This is a genomic window from Kineococcus anabasis (assembly GCF_054590795.1).
Genome location: NZ_BAAIHU010000001.1, coordinates 74,850 through 88,492 on the forward strand (window position 1 = coordinate 74,850; position 13,643 = coordinate 88,492).

The following is a 13,643-nucleotide window of genomic DNA, read 5'->3' on the forward strand; positions in this document are numbered from 1 at the left end:
CTAGATGGTCTCGGCCAACAGCCTGTACGGGCCGGTGGACCCCGCCGCCGACGCCGGCTACGAGGACGCCCCACCGCGCAAGGGGTTCTTCACCGACACCTCCGTCTGCATCGGGTGCAAGGCGTGCGAGGTGGCCTGCAAGGAGTGGAACGCGGTGCCGGAGGACGGCATCGACCTGCTGGGGATGTCGTACGACAACACCGGCGGCCTGGGCGCGGACTCCTGGCGGGCGGTGGCCTTCATCGAGCAGTCGCGGCCTATCGGGAACAAGTCCGCGCCGTTCGCGGAGCTGCCGACGGGGCCCACCGGCACCGGGTACGCCGCGGCGGTCGCGGCGGAGGGCGTCGACGCCCTCGCGGAGGCCGCGCGCCTCGGCAGCGACGTTCCCCCGCGAGCGGGTGGGGGTCCCTCCCGCTCGCGGGGGAGTGCCCCCAAGGCCGAGCCCGACGCGGGTGGGCGCTCCCAGCCGGTCGCCGAGGCCGCGGAGGCCGTCTCGGGCGGTTGCGGCTGCGGTTCGGGCGGCGGGGGCTGCGGTTCGCGGGGGAGCGCCGCGACCAGCGCCGCCGCGGGGGCCGGGGCCGGCCCGAAGCTGCTCGGCATGCCCGGCACGCACGCCCCCGGGGCGATCCCCGACCGAGAGGGCCGCTCGGACGTGCGCTGGCTGATGATGTCCAACGTCTGCAAGCACTGCACGCACGCCGCCTGCCTCGACGTGTGCCCCACCGGCTCCCTGTTCCGCACCGAGTTCGGCACCGTCGTCGTCCAGCAGGACATCTGCAACGGCTGCGGTTACTGCGTCTCGGCCTGCCCCTACGGCGTCATCGACCGCCGCGAGGGCGACGGCCGGGCCTGGAAGTGCACCCTGTGCTACGACCGGCTCAAGGCGGACGAGACCCCCGCGTGCGCCAAGGCGTGCCCCACGCAGTCCATCCAGTTCGGCGACCTCGACGAGCTGCGCGAGCGCGCCGAGCGCCGCCGGCAGCAGCTGCACGACGTCGGGGTCACCGAGGCGCGGCTGTACGGGGAGGACCCGCACGACGGCGTCGGCGGCGACGGGGCGTTCTTCCTGCTCCTCGACGAGCCGGAGGTGTACGGCCTGCCCCCGGACCCGGTCGTCACCACGCGCGACCTGCCGGCGATGTACCGGACGATGGCCGTGGCGGCCGGCGCGATGGCCCTCGGCGTGCTGGTCTCGGCGGTGGGGCGCCGGTGAGCGGCGAGGGCCCGAACAGCGCCACCCGCCCGGACGGCCCGGCGGGTGCCGTGGCGCAGGAACCCGGCGGCGAGCCCGCGGGCGGCGTCCCCACCAGCCCCGACCCCCTCGGCGGGCAGGCGGCCCGCATGTGGGAGGCGGGCATGGGACGCCGGGACGGCGCACGTGGCGGACGCTCCAGGCGGCGTGGGCGCGGTGACGTCAACGCCGTGGTGCCCGACGCGGAGTTCCGCTCCTACTACGGCCGGGCCATCCTCAAACCGCCGATCTGGACGCACGACATCGCCTACTACCTCTTCACCGGCGGCCTCGCGGCGAGCTCGTCGATGCTCGCCGCGGTGGCCGACGCCCGCGGGGAGGTCTCCGTGCGCCGCGGGTTGCGGCTGACGTCGCTCGGCGCCCTGGGGGCCAGCGCGTACTTCCTCATCATCGACCTCGGCCGCCCCGAGCGGTTCTACAACATGCTCCGGGTGGCGAAACCCACCTCGCCGATGTCGGTGGGCACCTGGATCCTCACCGCCTTCGGCCCGCTCGCCGGGGCCGCCGCCGTCCTGGAGGCCGCGCCCCTGCTGCCCGAGCGGGGCGTCCTCGGCCTGGTCCGCCGGCTCGCCCCGCCCGCGGCCTCCGCGGCCGGCGCCGGGGCCGCCGTCGTGGCGCCCCTGCTGGCCACGTACACCGCCGTGCTGTTCGCCGACACCGCGGTGCCGTCCTGGCACGAGGTCCACCGCGAGCTGCCGTTCGTGTTCGCGGGCAGCGCCCTCGCGGCCGGTGCCGGCGCCGGGCTCGTGCTCGGCCGCACCGCCGAGGTGGGTCCCGCCCGCCGCGCGGCCCTCATCGGGGCCTGCCTGGAGCTCACCGCGGCGCACCGCGTCGAGCACGACCACGGCCTGCTCAGCGAGCCGTACCGGCAGGGCCGCCCCGGCCGCCTCCTGCGCACCGCGCGGGCGCTCACCGTCGCGGGGGTCGCCGGAGCCTGGCTCGGGCGCCGCTCCCGCGTGGCCTGCGCCATCTCGGGGACCGCGCTGATGGCCGGTTCCCTGCTGACCCGCCTGGCCGTGTTCGAGGCGGGCGTGCACTCCACCGAGGACCCCAAGTACGTGGTCGTGCCGCAGCGCGAGCGCCTCGCGCAGGGCCGGCCCGCCCGCAGCGACACCTGAGACCGGACCGGCGCCGCGCCGGCCACGGGACAGCCGGACACCGGGAGGCTCCGTGCCGTACAGGACGCCCGACCAGATCGCCGTCGCCGCCTCCGCGGCCGGGGAGAAGAAGGCGCGGATGCCCGTGCCGAACATGCTCGTCGGCGGCTTCCTCGCCGGCGCCTACATCGCCCTCGGCGGGCTCGTCGCCGTGGACGTGACCGCCGGGATGGACCCGCAGGTGTGGGGCGGGCTCATCACGTTCTTCAACGGTGCCGTGTTCAGCACCGGTCTGATCCTCGTCATCATCGCCGGGGGCGAGCTCGTCACGGGCAACATGGGCCTGGTCTCCCTCGCCGCGCTGAACCGCCGCGTCGGGGTGGGCCGCCTGGCCCGGAACCTCGTCGTCGTGCTGTTCGCGAACCTGCTCGGCGCGCTGTTCGTCGCCTACGTCCTGGCCATCGCCACCGGCGTCATCGGCCACGTCGGGGCGGCCGAGGGCACCAGCGGTGCCGCGGCGTACGAGCGCCTGGCCACCATCGCCACCGGCAAGGCGGTGCGCGAGACCCACCTGGAGGTCTTCCTGCGGGCGCTGGGCTGCAACTGGCTCGTGTGCCTGGCGGTGTGGATCGCCATGGCCGCCGACGACATCGCGGGGAAGATCCTGGCGATCTTCTTCCCCATCATGGCGTTCGTGGCCCTGGGGTTCGACCACGTCGTCGCGAACATGTTCTTCCTGCCCGCCGCGAACTGGGCCGGGGTCCCGGGCGTCACCTGGGACCGCATCCTGCTGAACTGGCTGTTCGCCGGGCTGGGCAACCTCGTCGGCGGCGCGCTGTTCGTGGGCGGTGGTTACTGGTTCCTGTACCTGCGCGGTGCCCCCGCCGCCGACCACCCGGCGGCCGGCTCCGACGCGAGCGGGACCACGGGCGGCGGGACCACCGGCGGCGGGACCACGGGGGCGCAGACCGGCCGCTGAGCCCCGCGCCTCCCGGTGGCCCGGCACCCGCCCATCCCCGGGTTCGGGCGCCTCGGGCTGGGCCTGTGCGCGCGCTTCTCCGGATCTCGGCGGGCCGGGGTGGGCCTGTGCCCGCCCTTCTCCGGATCTCGGCGGGCCGGGGTGCGTTCGTGCGCGCCCATCTCCGGGTTCGGGCGCGTCCGAGCATGCGCGGGTGCGCCCGAACCCGGAGAAGGGCGGGCAGGCGAGAGGGGCTTCAGGCCTGCAGGTCGTCCCCGCCGAAGTCCCCGCCGCCGAAGTCCCCGCCGCCGAAGTCCCCCCCGCCGAAGTCCCCCCCGCCGAAGTCCCCGCCGGCGTAGTCGCCGCCGCCGTCGTAGCCGGGGTCCTGGGTGTCGTACCCGGCGTCGGCGACGTCGCCGTCCTGGTAGCCCTCCTGATACCCCTCCTGGTACGCCTCCTCGGACGCCTCCTGCCCGGCGGCGGAGTCGTCACCCCAGTGGTCGTTGCCGAAGTCGTCGGGGATCAGCGCGTCGGCGATGGCGGTACCGATGAAGGCTCCCGCGACGCTGGAGAGCAGGCTGCCCGCGAGCATCCCGCCCATCCCCATCCCGCCGACGCCGAGGCCCGGGCCACCGTAGGCGTACCCGCCGTGGCCCGGCCCGTAGCCGCCGCCGTGACCGGGGCCGTACCCACCGCCGTAGCCGGGCCCGGGCCCGTAGCCGCCGTGCCCCGGCCCGTGCCCGCCACCGGAGCCGAGGAGCCGCTCCAGCGTGCCGGGCCGGCGGATCTCCGCGCGGGTCGCCGTCCGCGCGAGGGAGTGCGCGTCGTCGCCGCGCAGCTCCTCCCGCGGGACCTCCGTGGCGAGCTGCTGCAGCACCTGCCGCCGCTGCTCTGGCGTCAGCGCCGCGAACGCCTCCTCGTGGGCGCGCTCCAGCTGCTCCGGCGGCGCGGTGCGCAGCAGGTAGCGGTAGCGGGCGACGGCCGACTCGTCCTTCGACGCCGGTGGGCGGCCCTGCGCGGCCCACGCGGGCGGGGGTGGGGGCGGCGGCGGCACGTGGTGCGACTCGTGCCTGCGGCCCAGCAGCCGGTCGAGCAGTCCCATGACGGTCCCTCCCTCGGGTGCGTACCGGCCCAGGGTGTCCCACACCGGCGCGCCGCGCGCGCCGTGCCGCCGGCCGTGCACCCGGTCGGGCCCCGCCCGGACCCGCTGCGGGACACCGTCCGGGCACGGCTGCAGGCCCGCCGGATCGCGTGCCCGGTGCGGCGCCGACATGCTGACCCGCGGCACCGGCCGGGCACGCCGTCCGGGCCGCCGGGACAGGGAGGGGCGCGGGTGCGCGCGTTGATCGTCGAGCAGGGCTGGAGCCGTGGGGCGCTGGCCGCGGTGCGGGCGCTGGCCGCGGGCGGCTGGACCGTGGGGGTGGCCTCTCCGCGGGCACGCGGCACGGCGTCGTCCTCGCGGGACTGCGCCGCCCGCCACCGTGTCGCGTCCCTGCAGGACTCCCCGCAGGCGTTCGTGGAGTCGGTGGCGGACACCGTGCGCTCCGGGGGCTACGACGTCGTCTTCGGCGCGGGGGAGGCGGAGGTCCTGGCGCTGTCCGCGGCCCGGGACGCCGTCGGCGCCGTCGTCCCGCACGGGGAGCACGCCGGGGTGCTGCGCGCGATGGACAAGGCGGAGCTCTCCCGCGCCGCCACCGCCGCCGGCATCGCCGTGCCCGACGTGCTCACCGTGGAGGAGGTCCCCGACGAGCGCACCGCCTGCATCGTCAAGGCCCACCGCCACGCCCGCCCCGACGTCGCCGGCTCACCGCCGCGCATCGACACCCTCGTCGTCACCGGCCGCACCGCCATCGCCCGGCGCGCGGCGGAGATCGCCGCCCTCGGCGGGGAGGCGGAGGTGCAGGTGCTGCACCCGGGCACCCTCGTGGCGTACTCCGCGGTGCGCGGCCCCGACGGGGTGGTCGCCGAGTGCATGCAGCGCGCGGGGCGCATCTGGCCGCCGGGCGCGGGGGCCAGCAGCCGCGCGGAGACCACCGACGTCGACGAGGACCTCGCGGCCCGGGCCGGTGCGCTGCTGGCCTCCCTCGGCTGGTTCGGCCTCGCGGAGCTGCAGTACGTCGAGGACGCCGACGGCACCCGCCGCCTCATCGACCTCAACGGCCGCTTCTACGGCTCGCTGTCCCTGGCCGTGGCGGCCGGAGCGAACCTGCCCGCGGTGTGGGCCGACCTCGCCGTCGGGCGCCGGCCCGCGCCCGTGCGCGCCCGGCCGGGGGTGCGCTACCAGTGGGGCAGCGCCGACCTGCGCCGCGCCGTCACCGAGCGCGACGGGGGCCTGCTGCCGGACCTCGGCGGCACCCTGGCGTACGCGGTGGGCGCGCGGCACAGCGTCGCGGCCCTGCGCGACCCCGGCCCGGCGCTGGCCCGGGGCGTCGAGCCGCTGCGCGCCGCGCTGGAGCGCTCCCCGCTGCGGGCCGCGCTGGGCCGGGTGGTCCTCAGCCGGGCAGGGGACCGATCTCCCGCAGGTGCGCGGAGTCGTTGTGCCGCACCACCAGCCACGGCCCGCGCGGGTCGTCCGGGCTGAGCGCCCGCACCTCGCTGACCCCCGTCGGCTCCACGTGCATCCGGTGCATCACGACCGGCGGCACCCCGAGCGCGTCGGTGACGGTCAGCTTCACCGGGTACATGTGGCTGACGAGCAGCACCGTCGCGCCGGGGTGCGCCCGCACCAGCCGCCGGCGCACCGCGGCGACCCGCGCGGCCACCTCGTCCACGGACTCCCCGCCCGGGGCCGGTTCGGCGCTCTGCCGGCGCCACGCGGCCTGCACCCCCGGCCAGCCGCGATCGACCTCGGCGGGCGTCAGCCCCTCCCAGTCCCCGAAGTCGATCTCGCGCAGGTCCTCCTCCACGGCCAGGGGCAGCCCCAGGGCTGCGGCGAGCGTCTCGGCGGTCTGCCGCGCGCGCCGCACGGGGCTGCACGCCAGGACGTCCACCCCGCCGACCCGCGCCAGGGCCGCCGCCAGCCGGTCCGCCTGCGCCTGCCCCACGGGTGACAGCGGCGGGTTCGCGCCCGTGCACCCGGACAGCCGCAGCTCCGCGGTGTGCGCGGTGGCCCCGTGCCGGGCCAGGAGGAACGTCGTACCCGCCACCGCGCCGTCAGCCACCGCGCCACCTTCTCCCGCGCTCACGGCGCCACCTCCCCGTCCGCCCCGCCCTGCGGGGTCACCTCGAACCAGACCACCTTGCCCGCCGCGTCGTCCCGGACCCCCCACGCGCTGGCGAGCATCTCCAGGATGTCCAGGCCGCGGCCGTCCAGCGCGGCGTCGTTGCGCTCCGCGCGCACCGGGTGCCGCGCGTTGTCGTCGCCCACCTCCACGTGCACCAGCGCGGGTGTCGCCACCACCAGCAGGCGCGCCTCGCTGCGGCCGTGGATGAGGGCGTTCGTCACCGTCTCCGACACCAGCAGCACCGCGTTGTCGACGGTGTCCTCGTCCACGCCCGCGGCGTGGCAGCGGTTGCGGACGTGCGCCCGCGCGGCGCGCACCGCCGTGAGGGCCGGCTCCAGCACGAGCAGCGTGCTGTTCTCCGGCGTCACGGCGGCGAACAGGGGCCGCGGCGGCGCGGCGGGCGGCGCCTGCGGCTCCGGCGCCGCGGGGTGGCGGGTGCGCAGGGCCAGCAGCGCGATGTCGTCCTCCACCTCCCCGGGCAGCTCCGACAGCAGCGCCTCGCAGAACTCCGGCAGCGGCAGGTGCGCCAGCCGGGACGCGGTGTGCCGCAACCAGCCGATGCCCTCGGTGAGGTCCGTGCCGCGGCGTTCCACCAGCCCGTCGGTGTAGAGCAGCACGGTCGTGCCGGGCGCCAGGACCCGCTCGTGCTCGGTGCGCTCGGTGTGCGGGTCCAGGCCCAGCAGCAGGTCCGGGCCGCCGTCGAGCAGTTCCGAGCCGCCGCCGGGCAGCAGCAGCAGGGCCGGCGGGTGCCCGGCGGTGGACCAGCGCAGCACCCGGGTGCCCCAGCGCGCGCCCCCGGCGGGCCCGGTGCGCGGCTGCTCCAGCTTCGCCAGCACCGCCGTCGCCAGCGCCTCCACGCCCAGGTCCGCCATGGCCCGGTCCAGGGCGCTGAGCACGTGGGCGGGGGACTGCGGCACCGCGTGCGCCACGCCGCGCAGCACGTTGCGCACCTGCGCCATCGCCGCGGCGGCGTCCCGGTCGTGCCCGGCCACGTCGCCGACGACGACCACCACGTCCCCGCCCGGCACGACGAACGCGTCGTACCAGTCCCCGCCGACCTGCGCCTCCTGCGCCGCGGGCTGGTAGCGCACCTCGATCTGCAGGTGCTCCAGCTCGGGCGGCTCGGTGAGCAGGCTGCGCTGCAGCGTCTCCGACAGCCGCTGTGAGGCGGCGACCGCCTCCCGCTCGGCCTGCCTGCCCCGCAGCCGTTCCAGGGCCTGGGCGCACTGCGCGGCGAACGCCTCGAGGATCTCCACGTCCTCCGCGGGGAACACGCGCGGGGTCCGCCAGTGCAGCACCACCCCGCCGAGGCGGCGTTCCCCGACGGTCAGCGGCAGCGCCGCCCAGGCCTGCGCGCCGCTGGCCTCCGCGACCAGCGCCATCTCCGGCGCCCACGCCAGCGCCTCGGAGAGGTTGCCCAGCAGCACGCGCCGGCCGGTGGCGCTGGCCACGGACAGCGGCAGCGGCCCGTGCAGCGGGAGGCTGCCGAAGAGCGGCTCGGTGCGCGGGCCGAGGGCGCCCGCCACGGTGGCGCGCACGGTGCCGGCGCGCTCGTCGGCCACCCCCAGGGCGCCGCCGAAACAGCCGAGCGCCGCCTGCGCCCGCTGCACGAGGGCGGTGGTGAGGTCCCGCACGGTCTCGGCGTCGCTGAGCTGCAGCGCCAGCTCCGCCAGGCCCTGCAGCCGACGGGCGGTGGCGGCCTCGGCGGCGAGGGCGGCGCGCAGCTCCTCACCGCGGGCGAACAGGTCCGCCTCGACCTCCTCGATGCGCCGGCGCCACACCGCGTCGTCGGCGCGGGCCTGCTGCGCCCGGTCGCGCTCGCGGACGTAGTCGGTGATGTCCTCCGCGCGCTGCACGACGAGGGCGGTGCGGCCGTCCGCGTCGAGGACGGGCACGCTGATGAGGCTCCAGAACCGCTCGGTGTACGCGCCCGTCGCGGCGTCGACGATGTCGTACTTGTGCACCGGCATCGTGTCGGGCCGGCAGGTGTCCCGGGCCCGCTCGAAGGAGGCCCGCACCTTCGCCACGCCGCCGTCGGGTTCCGCCTCGCTGGGGTTGCCGGGGAAGACCTCGAACACCGGCCGCCCGACGATCTCCTCCAGCGTCCGGCCGGTCGTGGCGAGGTAGGCGGCGTTGGCGTCCACGATCACCAGGTCGCGGTCCATGACCATGTACGGCGTGGGGATGGCGGCGAAGACCGCGGAGTGGTCCACGGGTCGGGCAGGTCGCGCCACGGTGCTCCTCGGGCCCTCGCTCGGCAGCCGCGACGGCCCCGCACCGGGCCCGTCGGCGCGCCCAGTCTGGCACGCGGCCCGCGGCGCGAGCGGGGACCCCGCGCTCAGCGCACCACGACCGTGACCCCGGCCCGGGCGGGCACCAGCTCCCCGACGACGGGGTGGCCGGGCACCTCGCCCACCACGAGCAGGCCGCCGGAGGTCTGCGCGTCCGCCAGCAGCAGCGCCTCCTCCTCCGCGACCGCGGACAGGTCGGCGTGCGGGCGGACCCAGTCGAGGTTGCGCCGCGAGCCGCCCGGCACGAACCCCGCGCGCAGCGCCTCGCGGGCGCCCTCCAGGTACGGCACGGCCGCCGCGTCCACCACCGCCGTCACCCCGCTGGCGCGGGCCAGCTTGTGCAGGTGCCCCAGCAGGCCGAACCCGGTGACGTCGGTGGCGCAGACCGCGCCCGCGGCCAGGGCCGCCGCCGAGGCCTGCGCGTTGAGCGTCGTCATCGCCGCCACCGCCTGGGGGAACACCTCACCGGTGGCCTTGTGCCGGTTGTTGAGCACCCCGATCCCCAGCGGCTTCGTCAGCGTCAGCGGCAGCCCCGCGCGGCCGGTGTCGTTGCGCAGCAGCCGCTCCGGGTCCGCGACGCCGGTGACGGCCATGCCGTACAGCGGTTCGGGCCCGTCGACGCTGTGCCCGCCGCCGACGTGGCAGCCCGCCGCCCGCGCCACGTCCAGCCCGCCGCGCAGCACCTCCCGCGCCAGCTCGAAGGGCAGCACGGCGCGCGGCCAGGTCAGCAGGTTCACCGCCACCAGGGGGCGCCCGCCCATGGCGTAGACGTCGGACAGGGCGTTGGCGGCGGCGATGCGGCCGGCGTCGTAGGGGTCGTCCACGACGGGGGGGAAGAAGTCGGCGGTGGCGACGACGGCGGTGCGCCCGTCCGCCGAGAGCCGCACGACGGCGGCGTCGTCGCCGGTGTCCAGGCCGACGAGCAGTTCCCCGGGTGCGCCGCCCGGCGGCAGCGCGCCGGTGAGGCCCGCGACGACGTCCTCCAGCTCACCGGGCGGGATCTTGCAGGCGCAGCCGCCGCCCGCGGCGAACTGGGTGAGGCGGACGGGGGCCGCTGCGTGCGTCGTCACGCCGCGCAGCCAAGCACCCCGCGGGCGAACCCGCGCGCCAGGGTCGGGCGGCGGGCCCGGGCGGGGGCGGGCAGAAGCCGGAGGGTGGGGCCGGGCGGTGCGTGGCATGCTCGCACCGGCACCCCCGTGGTGCCGGTGCGGTGCGTCCCGGAGGCGTCAGGGTGCCTGGTGGCCCCCGCGGTCTTCAACACCGACGTGGCCGGGTATCCCGGCCAGGCGGGTTCGATTCCCGTCCGCCTCCGCTCCGCGCCGACCGGTCCTCGCGCACCGGTTCTCCCGCACCGGTTCTCCCGCACCGGTTCCCGCGCACAGGTCTCCGCGGGCCCGGCACCACCGGGCCCGGCCGCCACCGCCCGCCTACAGTGCCCGCGTGAGTGCCCGCGCGCGCCAGCCGCACCCCGCCGCCCCCGGGGGCGGCGACCCGCGCCGTGCCGTGCCCCGCACCGACACCGTCCTGGCCGACCCCCGCCTCGCCGGGGCGCTCGGCGGGCTCGGGCGCGCCGCGGTGAAGGACGTGGTCCAGCGGGCCCAGCAGGAGGTCCGCACCGGCCGGCTGGACCCCGGCGACCTCGTCGCGGCCGTCCTGCGCGCCCTGCCCGGCGGGCCCCGGGAGGTGCTCAACGCCACCGGCGTCGTCCTGCACACCAACCTCGGCCGGGCCGTGCTGTCCCCGGCGGCGGTCGGGGCGCTGCGCACCGCCGCGGGCGCCACCGACGTGGAGCTGGACCTCGCCACGGGCCGGCGGGCGCGCCGGGGCCGCGGCGCGCTGGAGGCGCTGGCCGCCGCGGTGCCCGGCGCAGGCGGGGTGCACGTCGTCAACAACGGCGCCGCGGCGCTCGTGCTGGCCGCCACGGCGCTGGCCGCGGGCCGCGAGGTCGTCGTCTCCCGCGGGGAGATGGTCGAGATCGGCGACGGCTTCCGCCTGCCCGACCTGCTGGTCTCCACCGGCGCGCGGCTGCGGGAGGTCGGCACCACCAACCGCACCGCCCTGCGCGACTACACCGGCGTGCTCGGCCCGGACACCGGCATGGTCCTCAAGGTGCACCCCTCGAACTTCCTCGTCACGGGGTTCACCTCCGCCGTGGAGGTCGCGGAGCTGTCCGCCGCGTGCCGGCAGGCCGGGGTGCCGCTGGTCGCGGACATCGGCTCGGGCCTGCTGGCGCCGGACGCGCTGCTGCCCGCCGAGCCCGACGCCGCCACCACCCTGCGGCAGGGCGCCTCGCTGGTGACGGCCAGCGGCGACAAGCTGCTCGGCGGGCCGCAGGCGGGGCTGCTGCTGGGGGAGGCGGAGCTCGTGGAGCGGCTGCGCCGGCACCCCCTGGCGCGGGCGCTGCGGGTGGACAAGCTGACGCTCGCGGCGCTGGAGGCGACCCTGCGGGGCCCGGCCACCCCCACGGCGCTGGCCCTGCACGCCGACCCGGGCGCCCTGCGGGAGCGCTGCGACCGGCTCGCGGCCGCTCTCGCCGCGGCGGGGCTGCCCGCGCAGGTGGTGCCGCACGCGGCGGTCGTCGGCGGTGGCGGGGCGCCCGGCGTCGAGCTCGCCTCGTGGGCGGTGTCGCTGCCGGAGCGGCTGGCGGCGCCGCTGCGGACGGGGACCGTCCCGGTGGTGGGCCGCGTGGAGCGCGGGGCGCTGCTGCTGGACCTGCGCTGCCTCGAGGAGACGCGGGACGGCGACGTGGCGGCGGCGGTGCTGCGCGCGGCGGAGCACGAGGGCCTGCTGCGCCCGGCGGAGCCCGACGGCCCGCTGCGCCCGGCGGAGCACGAGGGCCTGCTGCGCCCGGCGGAGCCCGACGGCCTGCTGCGCCCGGCGCAGGGCTGAGCCGTGCACGTCGTCGCCACCGCCGGGCACGTCGACCACGGCAAGTCCACCCTCGTGCGGGCCCTGACCGGCATGGAGCCGGACCGCCTGGCCGAGGAGCGCCGCCGCGGCCTGACCATCGAGCTCGGGTACGCGTGGACGGAGCTGCCGCCGGCGGGGCAGGTGGCGTTCGTGGACGTGCCCGGTCACGAGCGGTTCGTGCCGACCATGCTGGCCGGGGTGGGTCCGGTGCCGGTGGCGCTGCTGGTGGTGGCCGCCGACTCCGGGTGGATGCCGCAGACGGCGGAGCACCTGGCGGCCCTGGACGCCCTCGGGGTGCGCTCGGGCCTGCTCGTCGTCACCCGCAGCGACCTGGAGGACCCGGAGCTGGCGCTGGAGGAGGCGCGCGCCGAGCTGGCGGGCAGCACGCTGGAGGGCTGCGGCGCGGTCGCGGTGAGCGCCGTGAGCGGCGAGGGCCTGCCGCGGCTGCGCGAGGAGCTGGGGCGGCTGCTGGCGGCCCTGCCGGCGCCCGACCCGGCGGCGCCCGTGCGGCTGTGGGTGGACCGCAGCTTCACGGTGCGCGGCAGCGGCACCGTCGTCACGGGCACCCTGCCCGCCGGGACGGTGCGGGTGGGCGACGAGCTGGCGCTCGGCCCGGACGGTGCGCGGGTGCGGGTGCGGGGGCTGCAGTGCCTGGGCCGGGCGGCGGGGTCGGCCCGCGGGGTGGCGCGGGTGGCGCTGAACCTGCGCGGGCTGGACCGGCAGGACGTGCGGCGCGGGGAGGCGCTGCTGACCCCGGGCACGCACCTGGCGGTGGACCTGCTCGACGCGCGGGTGACGCCCGCACGCGGGGAGGACCCCGCACAGGTGCCCGCCCGGGCGGTGCTGCACCTCGGCTCCGCGGCGGTGCCGGTGCGGGTGCGGGTGCTGGGGCGTGACGCGGCGGGCACGACGGTGCGGCTGCGCGCCGAGGAGCCCCTGCCCCTGCGGGTGGGGGACCGGGCGCTGCTGCGCGACCCCGGCGCGCACCGGGTCTGCGGCGGGGTGACCGTGCTGGACGTGCGCCCGCCCGCGCTGGCCCGCCGGGGGGCTGCCGCGCAGCGGGCGCGGGTGCTGGCGGGGCTGGACGGGCGCCCGGACGAGACCTCGGAGCTGGCGCGGCGCCGGGTGGTGGCGGCGGCGGAGCTGCGCGCGATGGGCGTGCCGGTCACGGCCGCCCCGCTGGCGGGGGACTGGCTCGTGGACCCGGCCGCCCGCCGGGAGCTGGCGCGGCGGCTGGCGGAGGAGGTGGCGGCGTTCACGGTGGCGCACCCGCTGGAGGCCGGCCCGCCGCTGGAGGTGCTGCGCCGGCGCCTGGAGCTGCCGGAGCGCTCCCTCGTCGACGCCCTCGTCGCCGGCTCGGGCGGGCGGCTGGAGGTGTCGGGGGGCCGGGTCGTCCCGGCAGGGCCGGTGGGCCCGGCGGGGTTGCCGCCGGAGGTGGCGGCGGCGGTGGAGCGGCTGCGGGCCGACCTCGCGGGCGCGCCGTTCAGTGCTCCACCGGCGGAGCGGCTGGTGGAGCTCGGGCTGGGGCCGAGGGAGCTCGCGGCGGCGGAGCGGCTGGGGCTGCTGCTGCGCCTGGAGGCGGGGGTGGTGCTGGCCGCGGGGGTGGAGCGGGCGGCGGCGCGGGAGCTGGCGCGGCTGGCGCAGCCGTTCACCGTGTCCGAGGCCCGCGGCGCCCTGGGGTCCAGCCGGCGGGTGGTGGTGCCGCTGCTGGAGAGGCTGGACCGGGCGGGGCTGACGGTGCGGGAGGGCGACGCCCGCCGGGTGGTGCCGCCGCAGCAAGCGGTTCCGGGCGATGTCCCCCGTGTGGCCGAGGCACGGCGTGTATCGGTGGACACGCGATCAACGGCAGGTGACGATGGCTCTACTCAACGTGGTGGCTGTGAGGTCGCCCCAGGCTGAGAGGGGCTCGAG

The 13,643-nt window shown here is 78.1% G+C and carries 10 protein-coding genes and 1 tRNA gene; 7 read left to right on the forward strand and 4 right to left on the reverse strand.

Annotation, left to right across the window (positions count from 1 at the left end; translation table 11 throughout):
* Positions 1-4 precede the first annotated feature (4 nt).
* From ACYQBY_RS00315 to ACYQBY_RS00325, 3 genes are read left to right on the forward strand one after another with little or no spacing between them, the layout of a single operon-like run.
* Entirely contained in the window at positions 5-1,213 is a 1,209-nt protein-coding gene (locus ACYQBY_RS00315) for a 4Fe-4S dicluster domain-containing protein (protein ID WP_459641819.1), read from the forward strand.
* Entirely contained in the window at positions 1,210-2,370 is a 1,161-nt protein-coding gene (gene nrfD, locus ACYQBY_RS00320; RefSeq protein WP_459641820.1) for an NrfD/PsrC family molybdoenzyme membrane anchor subunit, read from the forward strand. Before ACYQBY_RS00315 ends, nrfD begins: the two co-directional genes overlap by 4 nt.
* A 52-nt stretch (positions 2,371-2,422) precedes the next feature.
* Positions 2,423-3,328: a formate/nitrite transporter family protein gene (locus ACYQBY_RS00325; RefSeq protein ID WP_459641821.1), complete on the forward strand. Its 906-nt coding sequence runs from the start codon at positions 2,423-2,425 to the stop codon at positions 3,326-3,328.
* A 235-nt stretch (positions 3,329-3,563) separates the two neighbouring features.
* Here ACYQBY_RS00325 and ACYQBY_RS00330 read toward each other — a convergent pair whose 3' ends face one another.
* Positions 3,564-4,409, reverse strand: coding sequence for a hypothetical protein (locus ACYQBY_RS00330; protein WP_459641822.1), 846 nt, complete (start codon positions 4,407-4,409; stop codon positions 3,564-3,566).
* Between the two features lie 231 nt (positions 4,410-4,640).
* Here ACYQBY_RS00330 and ACYQBY_RS00335 point away from each other — a divergent pair, with 231 nt between their 5' ends.
* Positions 4,641-5,888 (forward strand): ATP-grasp domain-containing protein, encoded by a 1,248-nt coding sequence (locus ACYQBY_RS00335; protein ID WP_459641823.1) that lies wholly within the window; start codon positions 4,641-4,643, stop codon positions 5,886-5,888.
* Here the strand turns inward: ACYQBY_RS00335 and ACYQBY_RS00340 are convergent.
* The 3 genes from ACYQBY_RS00340 to selD all read right to left on the reverse strand — a co-directional run bounded on the left by ACYQBY_RS00340 (position 5,800) and on the right by selD (position 9,892).
* The gene (locus tag ACYQBY_RS00340) at positions 5,800-6,468 is read right to left on the reverse strand and encodes a histidine phosphatase family protein (RefSeq protein ID WP_459641824.1); all 669 of its coding nucleotides are present in this window, start codon (positions 6,466-6,468) and stop codon (positions 5,800-5,802) included. The two genes, ACYQBY_RS00335 and ACYQBY_RS00340, sit on opposite strands and share 89 nt — an antisense overlap.
* A gap of 20 nt (positions 6,469-6,488) precedes the next feature.
* On the reverse strand, positions 6,489-8,765 hold the full coding sequence (locus ACYQBY_RS00345) for an ATP-binding SpoIIE family protein phosphatase (protein WP_459641825.1): 2,277 nt from the start codon (positions 8,763-8,765) through the stop codon (positions 6,489-6,491).
* A 104-nt stretch (positions 8,766-8,869) separates the two neighbouring features.
* On the reverse strand, positions 8,870-9,892 hold the full coding sequence (selD, locus tag ACYQBY_RS00350) for a selenide, water dikinase SelD (protein WP_459641826.1): 1,023 nt from the start codon (positions 9,890-9,892) through the stop codon (positions 8,870-8,872).
* Positions 9,893-10,041: 149 nt separating this feature from the next.
* Between selD and ACYQBY_RS00355 the strand changes: the two genes are divergently transcribed.
* The 3 genes from ACYQBY_RS00355 (at position 10,042) to selB (ending at position 13,631) form a co-directional block, all read left to right on the forward strand.
* A tRNA-Sec gene (locus ACYQBY_RS00355) sits at positions 10,042-10,134 on the forward strand.
* Positions 10,135-10,262: 128 nt separating this feature from the next.
* Positions 10,263-11,711 (forward strand): L-seryl-tRNA(Sec) selenium transferase, encoded by a 1,449-nt coding sequence (selA, locus tag ACYQBY_RS00360; RefSeq protein WP_459641827.1) that lies wholly within the window; start codon positions 10,263-10,265, stop codon positions 11,709-11,711.
* A gap of 3 nt (positions 11,712-11,714) precedes the next feature.
* Positions 11,715-13,631 carry a selenocysteine-specific translation elongation factor gene (gene selB / locus ACYQBY_RS00365; RefSeq protein WP_459641828.1) on the forward strand — a complete coding sequence of 639 codons (1,917 nt, stop codon included), beginning with the start codon at positions 11,715-11,717 and terminating at the stop codon, positions 13,629-13,631.
* Positions 13,632-13,643: the final 12 nt, after the last annotated feature.